The organism is Oribacterium sp. C9, assembly GCF_002007235.1.
Lineage (GTDB): Bacteria > Bacillota > Clostridia > Lachnospirales > Lachnospiraceae > Oribacterium.
The window spans coordinates 136,369-157,156 of sequence record NZ_MUHW01000003.1; the positions used below are offsets into that span (position 1 = coordinate 136,369).

At 44.9% G+C, this 20,788-nt stretch carries 17 protein-coding genes; 1 reads left to right on the plus strand and 16 read right to left on the minus strand.

Annotated features, from left to right (window positions below):
- Nucleotides 1-33 precede the first annotated feature (33 nt).
- The 15 genes from arcC to BXO88_RS16435 form a co-directional block, all read right to left on the minus strand.
- Nucleotides 34-969 (minus strand): carbamate kinase, encoded by a 936-nt coding sequence (gene arcC, locus BXO88_RS03320; RefSeq protein ID WP_078036348.1) that lies wholly within the window; start codon nt 967-969, stop codon nt 34-36.
- A gap of 17 nt (nt 970-986) precedes the next feature.
- Nucleotides 987-4,202 carry a carbamoyl-phosphate synthase large subunit gene (gene carB, locus BXO88_RS03325; protein WP_078036349.1) on the minus strand — a complete coding sequence of 1,072 codons (3,216 nt, stop codon included), beginning with the start codon at nt 4,200-4,202 and terminating at the stop codon, nt 987-989.
- Between the two features lie 4 nt (nt 4,203-4,206).
- Nucleotides 4,207-5,316: a carbamoyl phosphate synthase small subunit gene (locus BXO88_RS03330; protein WP_078036350.1), complete on the minus strand. Its 1,110-nt coding sequence runs from the start codon at nt 5,314-5,316 to the stop codon at nt 4,207-4,209.
- A 292-nt stretch (nt 5,317-5,608) separates the two neighbouring features.
- Nucleotides 5,609-6,445 (minus strand): diaminopimelate epimerase, encoded by an 837-nt coding sequence (dapF, locus tag BXO88_RS03335; protein WP_078036351.1) that lies wholly within the window; start codon nt 6,443-6,445, stop codon nt 5,609-5,611.
- Nucleotides 6,446-6,616: 171 nt separating this feature from the next.
- Nucleotides 6,617-7,324 (minus strand): ABC transporter ATP-binding protein, encoded by a 708-nt coding sequence (locus tag BXO88_RS03340; RefSeq protein WP_078036352.1) that lies wholly within the window; start codon nt 7,322-7,324, stop codon nt 6,617-6,619.
- Nucleotides 7,317-8,096, minus strand: coding sequence for an ABC transporter ATP-binding protein (locus BXO88_RS03345; protein ID WP_078036353.1), 780 nt, complete (start codon nt 8,094-8,096; stop codon nt 7,317-7,319). Before BXO88_RS03345 ends, BXO88_RS03340 begins: the two co-directional genes overlap by 8 nt.
- A complete protein-coding gene (locus tag BXO88_RS03350) occupies nt 8,093-9,202 on the minus strand; it encodes a branched-chain amino acid ABC transporter permease (RefSeq protein ID WP_078036354.1) in 1,110 nt (369 codons plus the stop codon). The genes BXO88_RS03345 and BXO88_RS03350 overlap by 4 nt, the downstream gene beginning before the upstream one ends.
- Before the next feature lie 12 nt (nt 9,203-9,214).
- Nucleotides 9,215-10,096 (minus strand): branched-chain amino acid ABC transporter permease, encoded by an 882-nt coding sequence (locus BXO88_RS03355; protein WP_044995138.1) that lies wholly within the window; start codon nt 10,094-10,096, stop codon nt 9,215-9,217.
- 88 nt (nt 10,097-10,184) lie between these two features.
- Complete coding sequence (locus tag BXO88_RS03360; RefSeq protein ID WP_078036355.1) at nt 10,185-11,372, minus strand: ABC transporter substrate-binding protein; 1,188 nt, start codon at nt 11,370-11,372, stop codon at nt 10,185-10,187.
- A 370-nt stretch (nt 11,373-11,742) separates the two neighbouring features.
- On the minus strand, nt 11,743-13,269 hold the full coding sequence (locus BXO88_RS03365) for a D-alanyl-D-alanine carboxypeptidase family protein (protein ID WP_078036356.1): 1,527 nt from the start codon (nt 13,267-13,269) through the stop codon (nt 11,743-11,745).
- Nucleotides 13,270-13,281: 12 nt separating this feature from the next.
- Nucleotides 13,282-14,181: a DNA-3-methyladenine glycosylase family protein gene (locus BXO88_RS03370; RefSeq protein ID WP_078036357.1), complete on the minus strand. Its 900-nt coding sequence runs from the start codon at nt 14,179-14,181 to the stop codon at nt 13,282-13,284.
- On the minus strand, nt 14,162-16,246 hold the full coding sequence (locus BXO88_RS03375) for an aminopeptidase (protein WP_078036358.1): 2,085 nt from the start codon (nt 16,244-16,246) through the stop codon (nt 14,162-14,164). The genes BXO88_RS03370 and BXO88_RS03375 overlap by 20 nt, the downstream gene beginning before the upstream one ends.
- A gap of 6 nt (nt 16,247-16,252) precedes the next feature.
- Entirely contained in the window at nt 16,253-16,579 is a 327-nt protein-coding gene (locus tag BXO88_RS03380) for a hypothetical protein (protein WP_078036359.1), read from the minus strand.
- Nucleotides 16,579-17,079, minus strand: coding sequence for a VanZ family protein (locus tag BXO88_RS03385; protein ID WP_078036360.1), 501 nt, complete (start codon nt 17,077-17,079; stop codon nt 16,579-16,581). Before BXO88_RS03385 ends, BXO88_RS03380 begins: the two co-directional genes overlap by 1 nt.
- A gap of 1 nt (nt 17,080) precedes the next feature.
- On the minus strand, nt 17,081-17,230 hold the full coding sequence (locus BXO88_RS16435) for a hypothetical protein (RefSeq protein ID WP_168171603.1): 150 nt from the start codon (nt 17,228-17,230) through the stop codon (nt 17,081-17,083).
- A gap of 116 nt (nt 17,231-17,346) precedes the next feature.
- On the opposite strand from BXO88_RS16435, the gene BXO88_RS03390 reads away from it, so the two are divergent.
- A complete protein-coding gene (locus BXO88_RS03390; protein ID WP_078036361.1) occupies nt 17,347-18,210 on the plus strand; it encodes a GNAT family N-acetyltransferase in 864 nt (287 codons plus the stop codon).
- 48 nt (nt 18,211-18,258) lie between these two features.
- On the opposite strand, the gene BXO88_RS03395 is transcribed toward BXO88_RS03390, so the two are convergent.
- Entirely contained in the window at nt 18,259-20,715 is a 2,457-nt protein-coding gene (locus BXO88_RS03395) for a glycogen/starch/alpha-glucan phosphorylase (RefSeq protein ID WP_078036362.1), read from the minus strand.
- Between the last annotated feature and the right edge of the window lie 73 nt (nt 20,716-20,788).

Below are 20,788 nucleotides of genomic sequence, written 5' to 3' on the forward strand. Positions count from 1 at the left end.
GGCTTTTTATTCAAGTTTATTTATTTACACTCATCATGCGATGGTAGTGCCAGCCAGTCCAGCTACCGCCTTCTCTGCCAGCTCCATGGAAGTGATGATGGCACGTCTGCCGTTTCCGGCCTCTACAAAGTCGATTCCGGCTTCTACCTTTGGCTGCATGGACTTGAACTCAAAGTGACCGTCCTTTATGTACTGTCTTGCCTCATCTATGGACATCTTGCCGAGAGGTTTTTCATCAGGCTGTCCGAAATTGAGTGATACCTGATCCACAGCTGTTGTGATGAGCAGTACATCTGCATCGATCTCCTTCGCGAGAAGTCCTGCTGTTCTGTCCTTCTCTATGACCGCTGCAGCGCCCTTCAGATTATTGCCCTGTCTAAGCACGGGTATTCCGCCGCCGCCACAGGCTATTACCACCTGATCCGCATCAAGAAGAGCCTTTATGGCATCGATCTCAACGATAGACTTTGGTACAGGAGCTGGAACTATACGCTGGAACTTTCCTTCCGAGATCATGACAACATGATTACCGTTATCCTCTTCTCTCTTGGCCTCTTCAGCGTTCATGATCTTTCCGACCTTCTTGATGGGATTATAAAAGCTCTCATCATAAGGATCCACCAGCACCTGTGTAAGAACTGTAGAAGCAGATTTATAGATTCCTCTCTTAACAAGCTCAGCTCTTACAGAGTTCTGAAGATCATAACCGATCATGCCCTGACTCATGGCAGAACATACACTGAGCGGTGTAGTCACATACTGATCAGGAAGCTCATCAGAGAGATTCTTCATTGCAGTGTGTATCATACCTACCTGTGGAGCATTTGAGAAGACCAATGCCACCTGATAGCCGTTCTCAACAAAGTCAGCGATCATGACCGCAGTTTTCTCTGTCGCAGCCTTTAACTCAGGAAGTGTAAAGCCCAGATCCTTGTGTCCGAGGGCGATAACCATACGCTTCTTACTCATGTTCATTTTCCTCCCTATCAGTCATTATCATCAAGCTTTGCGATATCGATAAGGTGAAGCTCTGATGATTTGTTTTCAAGTGAAGTTGCGAGAGCCTTGGCTGTATCTATTGCAGTGAGAACATTAACACCTGTCTCAACCGCGTTTCTTCTGATAACGAAGCCGTCCTTGCTTGCCTCTGCACCTTCCTTTGGAATATCTATAACTATATCAAGTTCATGTCCGAGAACCAGATCCAGGATGTTAGGAGACTCCTGCTCAACCTTGCGAACCTGATAGCACTTTACACCGCCATCGGAAAGAGCCTTGAAGGTACCGTGGGTCGCGAAGATCCTGTAACCGAGATCCTCAAAACGCTTTGCGATAGGAATTATCTCAGCCTTGTCCTCATCCTTTACTGTGATGACCATGTTCTTGTACTTCGGAAGCTGTATTCCTGCACCCTGAAACGCCTTGTAAAGTGCCTCGTTGAAAGACTTTGCGATACCAAGACACTCACCTGTAGACTTCATTTCAGGTCCGAGGCTGATGTCTGCACCCTTGATCTTCTCGAAGGAGAATACAGGCATCTTTATTGCATAGTAATCCGCTTCCTTCTGAAGTCCCGGCTCATATCCAAGCTCTCTTATGGTATGTCCGCAGATTATCTGTGTAGCCAGAGGTACTATAGGTATACCTGTAACCTTACTGATGTAAGGCACTGTTCTTGAAGAACGAGGGTTCACCTCTATGATGTATACATCATCACCGTCAGCTATGAACTGAACGTTTACCATACCGATAACATGAAGGGCTTTTGCAAGACGCTCTGTGTAATCGATGACTCTCTGCTTTGCAGCTGCACTGAGACTACGCTGCGGATAGATGGAAATAGAGTCTCCTGAGTGGATACCTGTACGCTCGATGTGCTCCATGATTCCAGGGATAAGGATGTCATGTCCGTCACAGATAGCGTCAACCTCCAGCTCTGTTCCTCTTATGTACTTATCAACAAGTATCGGGTGCTCCTGAGCGATCTGATTGATCTCTCCGATGTACTCGTCTATATCCTCGTCGCAGATGGCGATACGCATACCGGCTCCGCCAAGCACATATGAAGGACGTACAAGTACAGGATAACCAAGCTCACCTGCAGCCTTCTTTGCCTCCTCAGCGGTGAATACAGTCTGACCTGCGGCACGCTGACAGCCGGTCTCCTGAAGGATGGCATCGAATCTCTCACGGTCCTCTGCTGCATCCACGTCATCCTGCTGTGTGCCGAGGATAGGCACTCCCATCTTCTCCAGTGCGTCTGCAAGCTTGATGGCTGTCTGTCCTCCGAACTGAACCACTGCTCCATCCGGCTTCTCCACATCAACAACATTCTTTACATCCTCAGGTGTAAGCGGCTCAAAGTAAAGCTTGTCAGCGATATCGAAGTCTGTGGAAACAGTCTCAGGGTTGTTATTTATAATTATAGTCTCGTAGCCTTCCTTTTTGAACTGCCATGTGCAGTGTACAGAACAGAAGTCGAACTCTATACCCTGACCGATACGGATAGGGCCGGAACCGAGTACCAGAACCTTTTTCTTTTTAGCAGGATCACGGAATGCACCTGTAGACTCATTCTCTGAGCCGAATACGCTGTAGTAGTAAGGTGTCTCTGCCTCAAACTCGGCAGCGCAGGTATCAACCATCTTGAAGGCTGCGTGAATATCATACTTGTCACGCATTTCTGCGATCTCATCCTCTGTGTAGCCTGTCAGACGGGCGATGACATTGTCCGGGAACTCTATTCTCTTTGCTTCACGGAGCAGAGTCTCGTTCATGGACTCACCCTTCAGACGGTTCTCCATGTCAACGATGATCTTTATCTTATCTATAAACCACTCATCGATCTTTGTGATGTTGTGGATCTCCTCATAGCTGTAGCCTCTTCTAAGGGCCTCTGCGATTACCCAGATACGGCGGTCATCAACTCTGTGAAGGAGCTTGTGAAGGTCGTGATCGTCAAGGTCTGAGAAGTCATAGGAAAGCAGTGAATCCACATGCTGCTCCAGTGAACGGATGGCCTTCATGAGACCTCCCTCGAAGTTGTTGGCGATAGCCATAACTTCACCTGTAGCCTTCATCTGGGTTCCGAGAGTGTGCTCTGCTGTTATGAACTTATCGAAAGGAAGACGGGGCATCTTTACTACCACGTAGTCAAGCATAGGCTCGAAGGATGCATAGGTCTTTCCTGTTACGGCATTCTTTATCTCATCAAGAGTGTATCCGAGAGCGATCTTCGCAGCCACCTTCGCAATAGGATATCCTGTTGCCTTTGATGCCAATGCTGAGGAACGGGACACACGCGGATTAACCTCGATTACACAGTACTCCATGCTCTCAGGGTGAAGTGCGTACTGTACGTTACATCCTCCGGTTATACCGAGCTCTGTGATGATATTGAGAGCTGAGGTACGGAGCATCTGATACTCCTTGTCTCCCAGGGTCTGTGAAGGTGCAACTACGATGGAATCACCTGTATGAACTCCTACAGGGTCGATGTTCTCCATGTTGCAGACTGTGATAACATTACCGGCCGAATCGCGGATAACCTCGTATTCCACTTCCTTCCATCCGGCGATGCACTTCTCGACGAGAACCTCATGAACTCGTGAAAGTCTGAGACCATTCTCAAGGATCTCTGTACACTCCTCACGATTCTCTGCGATACCTCCGCCTGAACCACCAAGGGTATAGGCAGGACGAAGTACTACAGGATAACCGATCTCTTCTGCCACTCTTAATCCGTCTTCAACAGAATGTACAACCTCTGAAGGCGCAACAGGCTCGTGGATCTTCTCCATGGTCTCCTTGAACATGAGACGATCCTCAGCCTTCTTAATTGTAAGGGCTGTGGTTCCTATGAGTCTTACATTGTGGGACTCAAGGAACCCTGACTCATCAAGTGCCATGGCTAGATTAAGACCAGCCTGACCGCCGAGAGTAGGAAGGATGGAATCCGGTTTTTCCTTCTCAATAAGTCTTTCCAGTACATCTATGGTAAGAGGCTCGATGTAAACGTGATCGGCAATATCCTTATCTGTCATGATGGTGGCAGGGTTTGAATTAAGAAGAACTACCTCAACTCCCTCTTCCTTAAGTGAACGGCAGGCCTGCGTTCCCGCATAGTCGAACTCCGCAGCCTGACCGATAACTATAGGTCCGGAACCGATCATCAATACTTTCTTAATGCTGTTATCCTTCATTCTCTCATGCCTCCATCATCTTCATAAAACGTTCAAACAGGTATGCGCTGTCCTTTGGTCCGGGACAAGCCTCCGGATGGTACTGAACCGTAACGATGTTCTTGCCCACATATTTAAGGCCTTCATTTGTACCGTCATTAACATTGACAAAGGCCTCCTCACATACCTTGGGATCCAGTGACTTTGGATCAACTGCATAACCGTGGTTCTGTGATGTGATATATACTCTTCCGTTTGAAAGATCCTTTACAGGGTGGTTTCCACCGCGATGACCATACTTAAGCTTGAAGGTATCAGCGCCTGTAGCAAGAGCCATGAGCTGGTGTCCTAAACATATTGCGAAGATAGGAACCTCTGAATCGTAAAGCTTCTTTATCTCCTTAATGATGGACACATTCTCCTTAGGGTCTCCGGGACCGTTTGAGATCATGATTCCGTCAGGATTCTGGCTTAAAATGGTCTCAGCTGTTGTATCTGCAGGGTAAACAGTCACATCACAGCCCTGTCTCTGGAGGGATCTGATGATGTTTCTCTTTGCTCCTACATCAAGGAATGCCACTCTCTTCGGATCCTTGCTGCCTGTGTAGCGTGTTCCGTCAGGATTCTGAGCCTTCGCTACATAAACTCCCTTTGTTGTTGTCTTTGCCACAACTCCTGTAACAGAATACTCCTTTATCTTTGAAAGGACATCCTTTAAGGCTTCCCCATTATAACGTCTGGTAGTAACCATTCCGTTCATGGTTCCTTTGTCTCTAAGGATCTTTGTAAGGGCTCTTGTATCGATTCCGGCGATGCCAGGAATGTCATTTTTCTTTAAAAAGTTCTGGATTGTATTTTCAGATCTGAAATTGGACGGCATACGTGAGAGCTCACGAACTATAAATGCGTCCAGCCATGGGCGTTCCGACTCCATATCGTCGTAACAGATACCATAATTACCAATCAAAGGATAAGTCATGACAGTTGCCTGTCCGGCATAAGAAGGGTCGGTTAATACCTCAAGATAACCGGTCATGGAAGTGTTGAATACCACTTCGGAAATGACCTCTTTCTCAGCGCCGATCGATGTTCCTTTGAAAACAGTTCCATCTTCAAGAATCAGAAATGCGTCCATTGTTTCTCCTTCGTTTTGTAAAAACTTGTTGTCAGGCTATATAGCCTTAGATGATCCCGATCGAATAGTGAAAAAGTGAACCGGGGCGTCAGATGTACATCTGTATTCTACGCCTCATGGCTTCTCGTGAAAAAATGGAGATGTATAATGCACCCCCATCTTTTATCCGATCCTGATACCTGAGTCCCATAAGCTTTCGCCTGAAGAATAAATATTCCCCGTAAAAGCTTAACAGCCTGACTTATATCTTAAATCCACCGGCATGTACCGGTGAACTTAAAGCAGCATATAATCAGACAGGGAAATCTCCGCTGAAGACTTCCGCCGCAGGTCCCGTCATGAAGCAACGGCCCGAGGCAGATTCATATTTAATTTTTAAATCTCCACCTATCAGGTGAACCGTTACTTCTGTGTCAGCCTTAAGCTTTCCTGCCATACATCCGGCAGCTACCGAAGCCGTAGCTCCTGTTCCGCATGCCAATGTCTCTCCCGAGCCTCTCTCCCATACCCTGAAGTCTATCTCAGTCTCAGAGATGATCTTGATGAACTCTGAATTCACCTTCTCCGGGAAGCGTTCATGAGTCTCGAAATCATGTCCATATAAAAGAAAATCCAAATCAGAGACCTCAGAAACATTAAGCTCAGGATTATCAGACAGGAAATAAATCGCATGGGGATTACCGACGTCAATGCCGATGAAACGTAAATGCATCCCATGAACAGTGATATCTTCAGGAAGCTCGGAAGTGAGTTTCGCAATTCCCATATCAACTGTTGCGTGGGTCATTTTCCCGTTGTCTGTATAAAGCTTAATTTTCTTAAGTCCCGATTTGGTATCGATGACTGCTTCATCACGGTCACAAGGAATGATGCCGTGATCATAAATATATTTCGCGACACAACGAATACCGTTGCCGCACATATTACCTTCGGATCCGTCCAGATTGAACATATGCATATAAGCATCTGCCTTGTCGGATGGCTCGATAAGGATGAGTCCGTCTCCTCCCACACCGAAATGCCTGTCAGCGATTTTCACCGCAAGCGCCGATGGATCCTTGACACTTTCCGAAAAGCAATTTACATATACATAGTCGTTTCCGCAACCCTGCATCTTTGTAAATTTCATAGGTTATCCTTTTTAATTCAAATTTTCAATATAATATCAAAATTACTCCGTCAGTACAATATAAATAATATACATATAATGAATTTTTGTTTGAACATGAGGGAATAACTCAAACAAAAAAGTACAACCCCGGAAGGGCACGGAGTCTGTGCCTGCCGGGGTTGATACTACTTATTTCTTCTTTCCGAGATATGCGGCCTTGATATCATCGTTGGCAAGAAGCTCTGCACCTGTTCCTGAAAGTGTGATACGACCTGTCTCCATAACGTAGGCCTTGTCTGCCACCTTCAGAGCCATGTTGGCATTCTGCTCGATAAGAAGGATGGTGGTTCCTCTCTCCTTATTGATCTTCTTGATTATGGAGAAGATCTCCTGAACAACGATAGGTGCAAGACCGAGAGACGGCTCATCCAGCATCATGATCTCAGGATTTGACATGAGAGATCTGGCAACAGCCAGCATCTGCTGCTCACCGCCTGAAAGAGTTCCTGCAAGCTGCCAGTTGCGTTCCTTAAGTCTCGGGAAAAGGTTGTAGATATTCTCGATATCGTCAGTGAGGTCGTCATTTCTCAGATATGCACCGATCTTGATATTCTCAAGAACCGTCATATCAGGAAATACTCTTCTTCCCTCAGGACAAAGAACTATTCCCTTTCCCACACGCTTTGCAGACGGCATGTTGGTAATGTCTTCACCATCCAGACTGATGGTTCCGGAGCTTGCCTTTACAAGTCCGGCTATGGTACGAAGAGTCGAAGACTTTCCGGCACCGTTCGCACCTATAAGTGTAACTATGGAGTGATCAGGAACATCGAAGCTTATTCCCTTTACAGCTTCGATTCCGCCATAGTGTATTTTGAGATCATCTACTTTAAGCATCTTCAGAACCTCCCAGATATGCTTCTATAACTTCAGGATTGCTTTGTATTTCATCAGGTGTACCCTGAGCGATCAGCTTACCGAAGTTCAGAACATAGATACGCTCGGAGATCTGCATTACGAGATCCATATGATGCTCGATCATGAAGATACTGAGATCATACTGGTCACGTATCTTCACTATGAAGTCTGTGAGCTCCTGAGTTTCCTGTGGGTTCATGCCCGCTGCAGGCTCATCCAGAAGAAGAAGCTTCGGCTGTGTCGCAAGAGCTCTTGCGATCTCAAGGTGTCTCTGGAGACCGTATGGAAGCGATGAGGCTATCTCATCCTTCAGTTCATAAAGTCCCTGCTCCTTAAGAAGCTCTGCTGTCTCTTCACGCATACGGCGCTCTTCCGCAAAATTGAGACGAAGTGTAGCGGAGAATACATTATCTTTGGCGCGAAGATGCTTCGCGATAAGAACATTGTCAAAAACAGTAAGATTTGAGAACAAACGGATATTCTGGAATGTTCTCGCGATTCCCAGCTTTGTGATCGCATCCGGTGAGTTTCCTTTGATGCTATTTCCGCCAAACCTAACGTCTCCGGATGTTGGTGTGTAAATTCCTGTGATGCAGTTAAATGCAGTTGTCTTTCCGGCACCGTTCGGTCCGATAAGAGCAACTATCTCTCCCTTATTTACGTCAAGAGAAAGATCATCTATGGCTCTTACACCTCCGAACTGCATGATGACATTCTGCATCTGAAGGACATTCTGTTTGTTGTCACTCATCTTGTCACGCCCTCCACTTTCTTAGCTTTCTTTTTTCCAAAATTCCTGAAGAAGTTTATTATTCCGTTCCAGCTGAACTCATTTGTACCCATAAGTCCCTTTGAATAGAAAAGAACGACTATCATGAGCAGTATGGAGAAAATGACCATACGGAATCCCGGTCTGAAAAGAGGAACATTGATACTTCCGATATATAAAGGTTCATCAAAGAAACGAAGCACCTCTCTGCCTGCTGTTACGATAAACGCTCCGAGCACTGAACCTGTCACCGAACCGATTCCTCCGATAACAACAATAAGGAGGATGTCATATGTAAGCGCCACCTGGAAGGTCTTGCTATCGATGGATCTCATGAACATAGCGAGCATGCCGCCACTTACTCCTGCAAAGAATGAGGAAATGACAAATGAAAGCTCCTTTGTCTTGAAAAGATTGATACCCATAGCTTCAGCCGCAATCTCATCCTCACGTACAGCCTTAAACATACGTCCATAAGAAGAGTTGATGAGAAGCACCATAAGTCCTATGCAGATCGCTGAAAGTGCCAGCGGCTGGAAGATACTGGTGAAGCCCGGAATAGACTTGAGACCGTATGATCCGTTTGTGATGGTATCAAACTGAGGTGCCGCGATACATGCACGGATGATCTCGGCAAATCCAAGTGTAGCTATGGCAAGATAATCAGACTTAAGTCTCAGTACCGGAAAACCTATAAGTGCGGCAACTCCTGCAGCCACAAGACCGCCGAGGATCAGAGCCACGATAATAGGAAGCTCGACGTTTGCGATCACAGGATTAATGCCTGAAATGTAGTAAACAGAAGGTCGCTGTGAAACCGGTATGGTGAAGATCGCTGTAACATAAGCTCCAAGTGCCATGAAGCCTGCCTGTCCCAGTGAGAAAAGACCGGTAAAACCATTAACGAGATTCATGGAAACCGCTACAACAGCATATACCATGGAACGCTCGATGATGGAGATCACATAACTGTAGGTATATTTATTTGCCTCAAGATATCCGCAGATGCCGAGAACCAGAGCGATAAGAAGAAGGCTCAGAACCGTATTTCTTCTCTTTTCCTGATTGATAAATTTATTTGCACTCATTTCCGAACCCCCTTAGACCTTGTTTGTGGTCTTCTCACCAAAAAGTCCGGTAGGACGAACGAGAAGAATAACTATCAAAATTACAAATGTGAATGCATCAGAGAAGGTTGAATATCCTGCAGCAACAAGTGCAGTCTCTCCCATTCCGATCAGGAAGCCTCCCACTACCGCTCCGGGAATGGAGCCGATTCCTCCGAATACCGCAGCTACGAAGCATTTCATTCCGGGAAGTGAGCCGGAGAACGGGAACACAGTCATACGGTCTGTAAAGTAAAGTATAGAACCTACTGCAGCAAGTATAGAGCCTATGGCAAAAGTAATGGAAATGGTACGGTTAATGTCTATACCCATAAGAGAAGCAGTCTCATAGTCCTTGGATACCGCTCTCATGGCCATACCCATCTTTGTATGCTGTATCAGTGTGATAAGAAGATAAACAAGGATCAGCGTAAGGACCGGTGTAAGGAATGTAACAAATGATGCAGAAAGACCGCCCAACTGATATACCTTCTTAAGACCAGGTACCTCAGGATAGCCCATAGGAAGTGCTGTAAAAAGATATGTTGCAAGATTCTGAAGCAGGTAGGAAACACCTATCGCAGAGATCATTACAGACATTCTTGGTGCAGATCTAAGCGGCTTGTAAGCCACTCTTTCGATACCTACTCCAAGAGCGGTAGTAACTATCAGCACTACAGGTAATGCGATGAACCATGGAAGTGATGCCATAGCAAAGATCATGAAGTATCCTGCCATCATGAATATATCACCATGAGCAAAATTGATAAGTCGGAGGATACCATATACCATGGTATATCCGATGGCAATAAGTGCGTAAGCACCACCAAGTGAAATACCTGTCAGACACTGCTGCAGGAACGTTGTAAGAGACATAAGACTTTTCCCCTTAAAATAAAATATCCTGAACATGGGAATCGAGTAGAGGCTCATACCCCTACTCGATTTCGTTAATTAAAAATGATTAGCCGCTGATCGTTGTAGTTGTAAGGAACTGGAATGCACCATCCTTAACGGTCTTGATAAATGCCATATCCTTATTGGCATCACCTTCCTCGTTAAATGAGATAGCTCCAGTTACACCATCATATGAAACACCCTTGAGAGCTTCCTTGATAGCCTCACCGTCTGCTGACTGTGCCTTTTCGATAGCATTGTAAGCTGCAAGGTAAGCATCGTATCCAAGAGCAGAAACTGCAGGGATGATATCTGACTGGTCATTCTTCTTTAAGTACTCCTTGAAGCCCTTGATGAAAGACTCTGCCTCTGCATTTGCAGGCTCAGCCTCATCGAAGAATGTTGAAAGTACTGCACCTTCAGCATCGCTGCCTGCATTGTCGATGATAGTTGAGTTCTCCCATGTATCACCGGCTGCAAGAAGTGACTCGATTCCAAGCTCTCTTGCCTGCTTGATGATAAGTGGTGCAGTTGTGATGGATGATGGAGCAAAGATCACATCAGGATTCTTAGCCTTGATGTTTGTAAGAACCGCCTTGAAATCTGTCTGATTTGTCTGGAACTGCTCTTCGTCAACCACTGTACCGCCGAGCTCTTCAAAAGCTGTCTTAAAGTATGAACCAAGACCTGATGAATAGTCATCACCGAGCTGTGTAAGGATAGCTGCATTCTTATAGCCATTCTGCATAGCGTAGTTAGCCATAACTGTTCCCTGGAACGGATCAAGGAAACATACTCTGAAGTAATACTCATTACCCTGTGTTACCTGAGGGTTTGTGCATGAGCATCCGATAGCAGGAACCTTTGCATCTGCAAAGATCTGTCCGGCTGCGATAGAAACACCTGAACCATAGGAACCGAGAACTACTGAAACCTTCTCGCCCATGAGCTTGTTGGCAGCATTGACAGCCTCTGTCTTATCTGACTTGTTATCTACCTCTACCAGCTCGATGGTATACTCTGTATCTCCGATCTTAACAGTCTTGTGAGTCTCGTTAGCATAACGGATACCGAGAACCTCCTGATATCCACCACCGCCGTTCTCACCGGTAGTCGGCTCGAAAACACCGATCTTGATCACGTTTCCACCGGCACCTGAACCACCGGCAGCTGCTCCGGATGAGCTTCCGCAAGCGGCAAGTGAAGCAGCACAAGTCACTGCAAGACCAAAAGATAAGATTTTCTTCAGTTTCATATGTCCCTCCTATAGAATGTAATCTAATCGTACATTCATGATTAAAATGTCCGTCTGCGACACACAACTGTTTCTGTATCGCAAACACTTTGCTTTATTCTATCACTTTCAGCAATAAATTCAATATATTTAAGACTTAATTATTACCTAAAGTTTGATAGAAAAAAAATACGAGAACAAGCGGTTATATCTTATATAACGAAAAGGGAGCTGTCGCTCACGCGACAGCTCCCTTGCTGTTCTTTAATCAAAATATAATGTCTTAAAACTCCATTGTCAATGAAGCAGGATGTCGAAATAAGTTATGTCTGTCATAATCCCCGGCTTTATCCGGCGCTTTAATACGGCCGACAGCTTCAGCGGCAGCATATCACTGCCTCTGTTCATGACGTCCTCTGCTGATATTGCGCCTGTTGGGAACGTCGTCCGAATCATACCCGTGTCTATGATCCTGGCCATCATTCTGTACAGAAGAACGCAAATTCCTTCTGTTGGCCAGAACAGACATGAACTCCTCTTCAGACATATTCATATCCCTGAGACGTGCTGAGCGTCTCTCTTTCATACGACGTTCAAGCTTACGGGCATCACTCATGCTCTTTAATCCTATAAGGACAGCCGAGCCAAGAACCGCAAAGCCGATTATATATGCAATGGTCCTGACATTGATGGATGAAACGACCTTGCTTTCCTCAGGCTCTTCCTCCACTGTCTCTTCAGGTACAGTGGCAAGTGCCACATTCTGTTCCTTTTCCAGATTGTATCTTCCTACCGTCAGTCCGTCAGCCTGATACTCTATCTCTGCTATGGTTCCTGCACTGACAGCTCCCGTCAGATTGTAGTTCAATCTGTAGGTAAGTCCTTCCTGAGTGGATCCGACAGGTAAAGAAACAAACATATCCTGCTTTACCGAAAGATCAGAAGCATTACAGCTCTGATCCACTATGGTATCTGCCACAAGGCGGTTCTTTATATCCTCGGTATTAAAAAGGGCTGAATCCAGTGGTTGCTTTTCTGTACTGTTAAATCCGAGATCGAGCATCGCCTTCGTATCGGTATAGTGCGAAGGGTTCTTATCTCTCAGTACAACCGCCACCAGATTTCTGTCATCCTTACTTGCCATGGTGATGAGAGTATTTCCGGAATCTCTCGTATATCCTGTCTTTCCGGCCACTACTCTTTTATCGGAATACTGAGTGTCATTTCTCAGCATCTTATGTTCCATATAAACTGTATGTCCTTCAGGATTACGTGATGTGGCTCCCAGCTTATACGCAAGGTGTGAATCTATATCCATGAAAGCTTCATTCTTCATGGCAGCTATCCCGATAAGCGCCATATCATAGGCACTGGTATAGTGGTTCACATCATAGAGACCGGAAGGATTAGTAAAATGGCTGTCCGTACACCCGAGACTCTGAGCCTTTTGATTCATAAGTTCGGCAAATGCCTCTCTTGATCCCGCCACATGACAGGCAAGTGCATTGGCCGCCTCATTTGCGGACTTAAGGAGAAGAGCGTAAAGACAATCCTCTACTGTAAGAACATCTCCCTCATCTATCTGGGCATTGGATGAACCGGCGTCAACATTGTATACATCATCATGAGAAAAGGTCACTGTATCCGTCAGTTCACAATTCTCAAGAACCACAAGCGCCGTAAGAACCTTGGTGATAGATGCTGGAGACTCCTTCAAATGAGGATTTTTCTGAAACAGTATCGCTCCGGTATCCGCATCCATAACTATCCCGGCTTCCGCCACCAGCTCGGTGCTCGGAAAATTCCAGGCCGCATAAGCCTTCACAGCGGTATATGGGCTCAATATACCAAGTATTAAAAATGTCAGTGTAAGGATTGCCGTAACATAATGCAGCCTTCCATGAATTTCTTTAGTCATCAGTTCTCTCTTTTAATTCATTATTTCTTTGATTTTTTCTTTTTCGTGCTCAAGTCTGGCATAGTAGAACATATACTGCTGAAGCACTCCCAGAACAGGCTTATAGCTTTCAGGCCATTCTCCTGAGTAAAACTGTTCCTTGACTCTCTTCATCCAGACATCCTCCGGACATATGGAGAGCCTGTGAAAACCGAACAAAGCCGTACAGCTGGCCACTTTTATTCCCACGCCCTGAATATTCAGCAGCTCATCCAGCAGTTCTCCGTCGGAAAGCCCGCCCAGGGCTTCCAGATCCAGTTCTCCGGTAGAGGCACGTCTGACAGCTTCTGCGATATATCCGGTACGGTATCCTGTACCTGTAGAGTTTATATCCTCAAGGCTGTATTTTGCCAATGTCTCCACCGAAGGGAACGGATAATAAACTATACTCTCAGGAAACTCAGGGTTTATGGCATGCCACTCTGAACAGTCCAGTACCTTTTCATCCCCTGAAAGAGCGCACAGTCTTTCCACTGTTGTTCGTATGGCAGGGACAGATTTTCTTTGAGAAATGATAAAGCTTATAAGCATCTCCCAGGGTTCCTGATTAAGTATCCTTATTCCTTTTCCGTAATCTATACACTTAAGCAGAAAACTGTCATTTTTGTCTGCATAGTCTCTGTAGGCACCATAATCTGAGTTAAGATCAAAATAAGTTTTATAAATATTCTCCCATTGAGCTTCGCTGCAGCTTACCAGAAATGAATTCTCATCTCCGTCAGGATCTCCTGAAATAAGAAGACAGCTTCCATAGGCTATGACCTTATATACGGGAAAACCCGGCTTCAGGCTTCCCACTTCCGTCATACGGAAACATTGTCCCGACTCTGCTATGGCTCTGAGATCAAAATCATCAATTGTCAAGTGGAGCATTTAATACCTCCGTACCGGGAAGAACAAATCTGCCGCCGGATATGATGCTTATCTCCTCACCCTTTTCCGTGACAGCAACTATAGAATCGAGCTCATTGTACGGAATAGTGATATCCGTATGAACCGCAAAATATGCCTTCTCAGGTTCTGTTTTTCTAAGGGCGGAGCACTCGTTTTCCTTTGCAATAAGCTCCTTACCGTCAGGATTGAAAAGCTTCATATCCTCCATGAAGGAGTAACAGGTGTCTCCCACCGCAAAATGAGGTCCGGTCTTTTCAGCAATAAGTATGGGCATCTTTGAACCCAGCTTATACTTTTCTATCATCTTATAGGCAAGAGTGTTTGTGCCTATGGCGAATTCTCCAACAGGCAGATTCTCCTTTTCTCCGAAGATGACTCTTCTTATGAGCGCCCTTGATGCCTCAGGATCCTCGAAATTATCACAGCTGTAGTCCGTTACACGCCCATCCCTGAACTCTATCCTGAGATCCCTGAACTGGATCCCCTCGATGAAAACCGACTTTACATTGAGTATGCCTTCAGTTCCTTTAAGTACAGGTGATGTAAAGACCTCTCCCAAAGGGATGTTGACATCCGAGAGACAGTTCTCGAAATTAGACTGTCCTGCAGGATCCTGAAGTCTGTGAAGGACCACCGTCATGTCAGTATCGTTGCCTCGTCCCATGACTCTGACGAGCCTTGCCTTGTCAAGCGCTTCAATAAGCTTTGACTGTACAGGCATATAGTCTTCACTTGACATGGTGTTTATATCCACAGTCTCATGAAGTATCTTCTCAAAATCCTCACCTATAGAAGGCAGCGGCCAGGCAATGATAGTAAAGGATCTCTCCTCTTCCAGAATGAACCTGTGTACCAGAAGCTGAAGATTATTTCTGTATCTGCCGTAAACCTCCTTCTGATGCTCCGTAAAGCGAAGACGTTCTTCCTTCTCCAGTGGCTCGAATTCCGGCTCACCGAAGCCCTCAAGTACAACAGGACCCGCGTATCTCTTTATATCATCGCCGAATGAGCGGAAGATCTGTTCCGTTTCTTCGATCATACGTGAAGCGATACGATCTCCCATTACCAGCGAAAGGTCATAACTGTGATCATAGTCCATCTGTCTGTTCGGACTCTCATAAAGAAGAGATGCCCCCTTAGGACTTCTTGTGAGAAAATGTCCTGATCTTCTGGGAAGTGTAAAATCATATCCATCTTCCTTGAAGTATTCAGCAGTCCTTTTAACGACACGTTCATAACCCATCTGATATCTGAACTCTATGAGAGACTTCTTTTCATATGGCTTTCCCTGTATTTTGAAACCGTCCTTAAAGCCCTTGTACCATGTAAAGGCCATACGGTCTATCTCTTCATCCGATAGTCCTGCCACATATTCCGCAGTCTTTAATGCAGTATCCGAAACGAAACTTCCGAACAAAAAGATATCCGCAATATTCTTAAAATCATGATGAAGGATAACATTTCTCGTAAACGAGTCCTCGGGAATATACTGTCCCTTCATCTGTCTGTGTATAAAATCCCATGAATAATCAAAGGCATAGGAATACAGCACATCCTTTACAGCCTGAACCTCCGGCAGCATCTTCATCTGATGATTTTCCCTGTACTCAGAGTAACTTGCCTCGAACATGCAGTAAATCTGTATAAATGTCTCGAGGACAGTAGTTATGTCCTCCATATCCTTTTCATAAGCCGAAGGAACCAGATTTTCTATCTCCAGAAGCAGCAAAGAAAGCACATTGCTATAAGGTGACAGCTTCTTTTCGCTGTATGCAGGATTAAGATATGAGATTTCATACCTCTCTGACATTTCTTCATAGAACATTTTGTTCCAGTATCGAAGTCTGTCCTGCCAATGCTTCTCTTCCGCTCCCTCTCCGAACGAAAGGGATGACAACTCCAAATCCTTTGTTTCTTCCAGAAAATCGTTCAGTTTTAAAATGAAATCTGCGCAAATCATGAAATAATCCCGGAAAGTATCCGGCACAGCCTTTTCTTCCGGGATTTGTCTTATACGCTCTATAGCATCAATATAACGTTCCATATTACCTCAGGAAAAATTAATAAATCCAATAACTATCAGGCTGATCCATATGATCACGATAAGCCCTGATATAGAACCGGCTATACGCGACGGAAGATAGTTCTTCTCCGGGTCCTTGGCACGAGGTATCATATCAAGAACTGCGTAAACCGCAAAGATCACAGAAGTCATCCCCATAGCTCCGACATACATCGGACCTTTACCTTCCATGACTGTTGACACGGCAAGACAGGCTACAAGCAGGATAAATGATATCACTGTAATGATGACCCTGAACCAGGTTCCATCCGCCAGCTTCTTCCGTATATAGTTAAATCTCTTTTTCTTTTCCACTAATAGCCTCTGTATCCTCGTCTTTTTTCAGCGAACCTCACATATCTCACAGTCCGCTTATGGAGTACATATCTGAAAATAAGGTATCCTAAAGCTCCTCCTAAAGTGTTCAGAATTATATCATCCACATCACAGCTTCCGGCCCTTGTAATCAGCTGCACCATCTCGATGCCGTAACTAAGCAGATATGTACATATCACAGCATTGTACCAATGTGTCCTGCATCTACGGCTGATTACTCCGAGTATGAAACCAAAGGGCATAAATCCTATGATATTGCCGTACAGGTTCAGCATTACTCCCCTGAAACCTATCTGCTTTGAAAAAAACAGATATCTTTTTATCTCAAGTAACGGGGTTAGATTGTAGGTGTATTCGGTTTTTGCTCCAAATCCCCTCTGCTCCATCTCAGAAAAAAACATGAGATAAAACAACGCAAGGAGATATATTACAAAGAGAACCCAGCCTATTTTCTGGTTTCTAGTCCTGTGTTTCGCCATCTCAGAATGTCAGTTCATTCTTTCTCTTCAAAAGAAGCGTTCCGTTAATGATGGAAATAATGCCAACAACCAGACCTGCTACCAAAATGATGATTCCTACTGCAATAGAACCTGCTCCTGTATATCGCATAGTTTTATATATCTTTTCCATAATTTCTCCTGCAAAAAATATCTGTATCTTTAAAGTCCGATGACTGTTTATTCCAATTGATTCATTGTATTTTAACATAATGGTATTTTGATAGCAAGTTTGATATAATCACAGCCATGGAAGCAGAATTATATAAAGAATTAAACGAAAAAGACCTCTTAGCAGTCCGCGAACTGATAGAGGAGTGTAACCATGCGGATCACACAAATTATGACACAGATCTGGATGGCGATTTTTATTACATCATCAGAAATGATGACAAGGAGGAAAGCGGAGTCGATTCCGAACTCTTTGCTGTACTCTCTGGTTTTCTTCTGGGAGAGACTATTGACGGCAAACAGGTTTTGGAGGTTGCAGCCTTTACTCATCCTGTGATGCGCGGTATAGGTTTTTTCAAAACCTGCTATAACAGTCTGAAGGATGACTTCAGGAACTATCGTATCAAATTCATGATTAAGCAGCCTCTTTCCGGACATGATGAACCGGCTCACGACCACATGCATTTTGCCCAGAATGATGAAGAACATCACGAAGGAGCTTCTCATCTGTCTCACGATGACGACTGTGATGAAGACTGCTTTTCCGGAAACCCACTGAAGGCGGCAGTTCCTTTCATCTCTCCTGATACATATGATGCTCTGTGCTCTTTAGAGGCCGTTCATCTTTATGACGAGTTGTTTATGATGAAGGAATTATCTTCATCCATATCAGACCCCGGCGATGAACTCTGCAACAGATTCGGAGAAGTCCACCTAAGCGCATACAGCCGGGATACACTTTATCTCTATGGACTGCTGGTCTACGATCAGTATCTTCATCAGGGGCATGGTCGTGAACTTATGGAATCCGTAGAGAATTACAAAAAAGGACCTTATTCCAGAATTCTTTTACAGGTCTCCAGTTCAAACACCATAGCCTGCAGACTGTATCAAAAGATGGGCTATAAAGAGCTGGATAAAATTATATATTTTCTGGTCTGAATTTTTTACAAAAAAGGAGTACATGCGATCCTGCATGTACTCCTTTTATTATACTTTGACCTTAATTTTCTCAAGTCCCCAAATCTCCTTAACGTACTCTTCTATAGTACGATCAGAAGAAAACTTTCCGGCATGAGCCGTATTCAGGATACCTGCTCTAGCCCACCAGGATTCATCCTCATACTTTTCGCAAGCCCTTCTCTGAGCTTCATCGTAGGAATCAAAATCCTTCAGGATAAAGTAACGGTCTGCCACATCCGACTCATAGGTATTGAGAAGTGAGTTATACAACGGACGGAACAGCTCCGGATTCTCAGGACTGTAGAAACCGTTCACAAGCTGCATCAGTACGCGACGTATCTCCTGATTACTGTTGAAAATCTCCATCGGATTATACTGACGGTTGTGTTCAAGTTCAATGACTTCGTCTGAACTGAGTCCGAATGTGAACGCGTGGTCCTGTCCGACCTCCTTGACGATCTCAACATTAGCACCATCCATGGTACCAAGTGTCAAAGCACCGTTAAGCATGAGCTTCATGTTGGAAGTACCTGAAGCCTCCTTTGAAGCTGTTGAGATCTGCTCTGAAATATCAGCTGCAGGAATGATCAGCTCCGCATTGGAAACTCTGTAATCCTCTATAAATACCACCTTGATCTTTCCATTGATGGATTCATCATTATTGATAACGTCCGCAACATTATTGATCAGCTTGATCGTAAGCTTTGCAGTCTTATATCCTGCAGCAGCCTTTGCACCAAATATATACACATGCGGATGGAAATCCATGTCAGGATGATCCTTCAGCTGATTATAAACATACATTACGTGAAGTATGTTCATAAGCTGTCTCTTGTATTCATGAAGTCTCTTGACCATGACATCAAATATAGCGTCCGTTGACACCTCGATGCCGTTATGTTCCAGGATATACTTGGCAAGCCTCTCCTTGTTATGTCTCTTTATGGACATAAACTCAGCCTGACACTTCTCGTCGTTTGCGTAAACTTCTAGCTTTTTGATCTTTGAAAGATCTGTTATCCAGCCATCCCCTATCTTATCGGATATCCACGCGGCAAGTTCAGGATTGGCATGAAGCAGCCATCTTCTCTGTGTTATACCGTTGGTCTTGCTGGAGAACTTATTCGGGTACATCTCATAGAAGTCCTTAAGGGTTTCCTTCTTAAGGATCTCCGTATGAAGCTGCGCAACACCGTTTACAGCATGTCCGCCTACTATCGCAAGATGTGCCATCTTTACCTGACCATCATATATGATAGCCATCTTGGCAATCTTATATTCTGAATTATCAGGATACTTGCTTCTGATCTCCTCGCAGAATCTGCGGTTGATCTCCTCAACAATCTGATAGATACGTGGAAGAAGCTTGGAGAAAAGCTCGATAGGCCACTTCTCAAGTGCTTCAGCCATGATCGTATGGTTTGTATATGCGCAGGTCTTTACAGTGATATCCCATGCCTCATCCCATGAAAGATCGTAATCATCCATGAGAACTCTCATGAGCTCAGCTACAGCTACTGTAGGATGAGTATCATTAAGCTGGAACGCCACCTTTTCGTAAAGATGCTTTACATCACCGTCATGCTTGTCAGCATATTCCTTTACAGCAGTCTGAACAGACGCCGAAATAAAGAAATACTGCTGGCGGAGACGGAGCTCCTTACCTGCATAGTGATTGTCGTTCGGATAAAGAACTTCAACGATATTACGAGCCATGTTTTCATTTTCAACAGCGGCTTCATAATTACCCTTGTCAAATTCATCAAGTCGGAAGGTATCCTTTGCCTTTGCATCCCATACACGAAGTGTGTCAACTACATGGTTGTTGTAACCGACTACCGGTGTGTCATACGGAATAGCTACAACTGACTGATAGCCCTTCTGAACGAAACGGAGTTTTCCGTTTTCATTGACAGACTCTACCCATCCGCCAAATTTGACTTCCTTTGAAAGTTCTGCTCTGCGAAGTTCAAATGGATTTCCGTCTCTGAGCCAGTCATCCGGAACTTCCTTCTGATAGCCATCTACGATCTGCTGCTTGAACATACCGTATTTGTAACGAATGCCACAGCCGCATGCCCAATATCCCAGAGTAGCAAGGGAATCGAGGAAACATGCCGCAAGTCTTCCCAGACCACCATTTCCGAGAGCCCAGTCGGGTTCTTCATTTTCGATGGCATTGAGGTCGACCTTCAATTCCTTGAGAGCCTCCTGTATACCTTCGCGGCAGCTTAAGTTGATGACATTGTTTCCCAGAGCTCTTCCCATCAGGAATTCCATGGAAAGATAATACACTCTTTTACTGTCTTTCTTCTCTGTTGTCTTCTGCGTAGCCATCCAGTCATCGATGATAGTATCCTGAACAGCGTAAGCAACTGCAAAGAAAGTTTCCTTAGTACTGAGATCCTTCAGAGATCTGCGGTACAGCTTACGAGCACTGCTTTCTACTTCTTTTTTGAATAACTCCTTATCGAACTTCTCCACTACTCTATCCTTTCCTTATCACGAAGATAACCTCTGCAGCCTTTCGGCTGCAGATAAGCTATATAAACGGAAC

Bases quoted from the DNA above. Each gene is read 5' to 3' on its own strand.
- arcC (WP_078036348.1), bottom strand. From the start codon at position 969: ATGAGTAAGAAGCGTATGGTTATCGCCCTCGGACACAAGGATCTGGGC.
- carB (WP_078036349.1), bottom strand. From the start codon at position 4,202: ATGAAGGATAACAGCATTAAGAAAGTATTGATGATCGGTTCCGGACCT.
- BXO88_RS03330 (WP_078036350.1), bottom strand. From the start codon at position 5,316: ATGGACGCATTTCTGATTCTTGAAGATGGAACTGTTTTCAAAGGAACA.
- dapF (WP_078036351.1), bottom strand. From the start codon at position 6,445: ATGAAATTTACAAAGATGCAGGGTTGCGGAAACGACTATGTATATGTA.
- BXO88_RS03340 (WP_078036352.1), bottom strand. From the start codon at position 7,324: ATGCTTAAAGTAGATGATCTCAAAATACACTATGGCGGAATCGAAGCT.
- BXO88_RS03345 (WP_078036353.1), bottom strand. From the start codon at position 8,096: ATGAGTGACAACAAACAGAATGTCCTTCAGATGCAGAATGTCATCATG.
- BXO88_RS03350 (WP_078036354.1), bottom strand. From the start codon at position 9,202: ATGAGTGCAAATAAATTTATCAATCAGGAAAAGAGAAGAAATACGGTT.
- BXO88_RS03355 (WP_044995138.1), bottom strand. From the start codon at position 10,096: ATGTCTCTTACAACGTTCCTGCAGCAGTGTCTGACAGGTATTTCACTT.
- BXO88_RS03360 (WP_078036355.1), bottom strand. From the start codon at position 11,372: ATGAAACTGAAGAAAATCTTATCTTTTGGTCTTGCAGTGACTTGTGCT.
- BXO88_RS03365 (WP_078036356.1), bottom strand. From the start codon at position 13,269: ATGACTAAAGAAATTCATGGAAGGCTGCATTATGTTACGGCAATCCTT.
- BXO88_RS03370 (WP_078036357.1), bottom strand. From the start codon at position 14,181: ATGCTCCACTTGACAATTGATGATTTTGATCTCAGAGCCATAGCAGAG.
- BXO88_RS03375 (WP_078036358.1), bottom strand. From the start codon at position 16,246: ATGGAACGTTATATTGATGCTATAGAGCGTATAAGACAAATCCCGGAA.
- BXO88_RS03385 (WP_078036360.1), bottom strand. From the start codon at position 17,079: ATGGCGAAACACAGGACTAGAAACCAGAAAATAGGCTGGGTTCTCTTT.
- BXO88_RS16435 (WP_168171603.1), bottom strand. From the start codon at position 17,230: ATGGAAAAGATATATAAAACTATGCGATATACAGGAGCAGGTTCTATT.
- BXO88_RS03390 (WP_078036361.1), top strand. From the start codon at position 17,347: ATGGAAGCAGAATTATATAAAGAATTAAACGAAAAAGACCTCTTAGCA.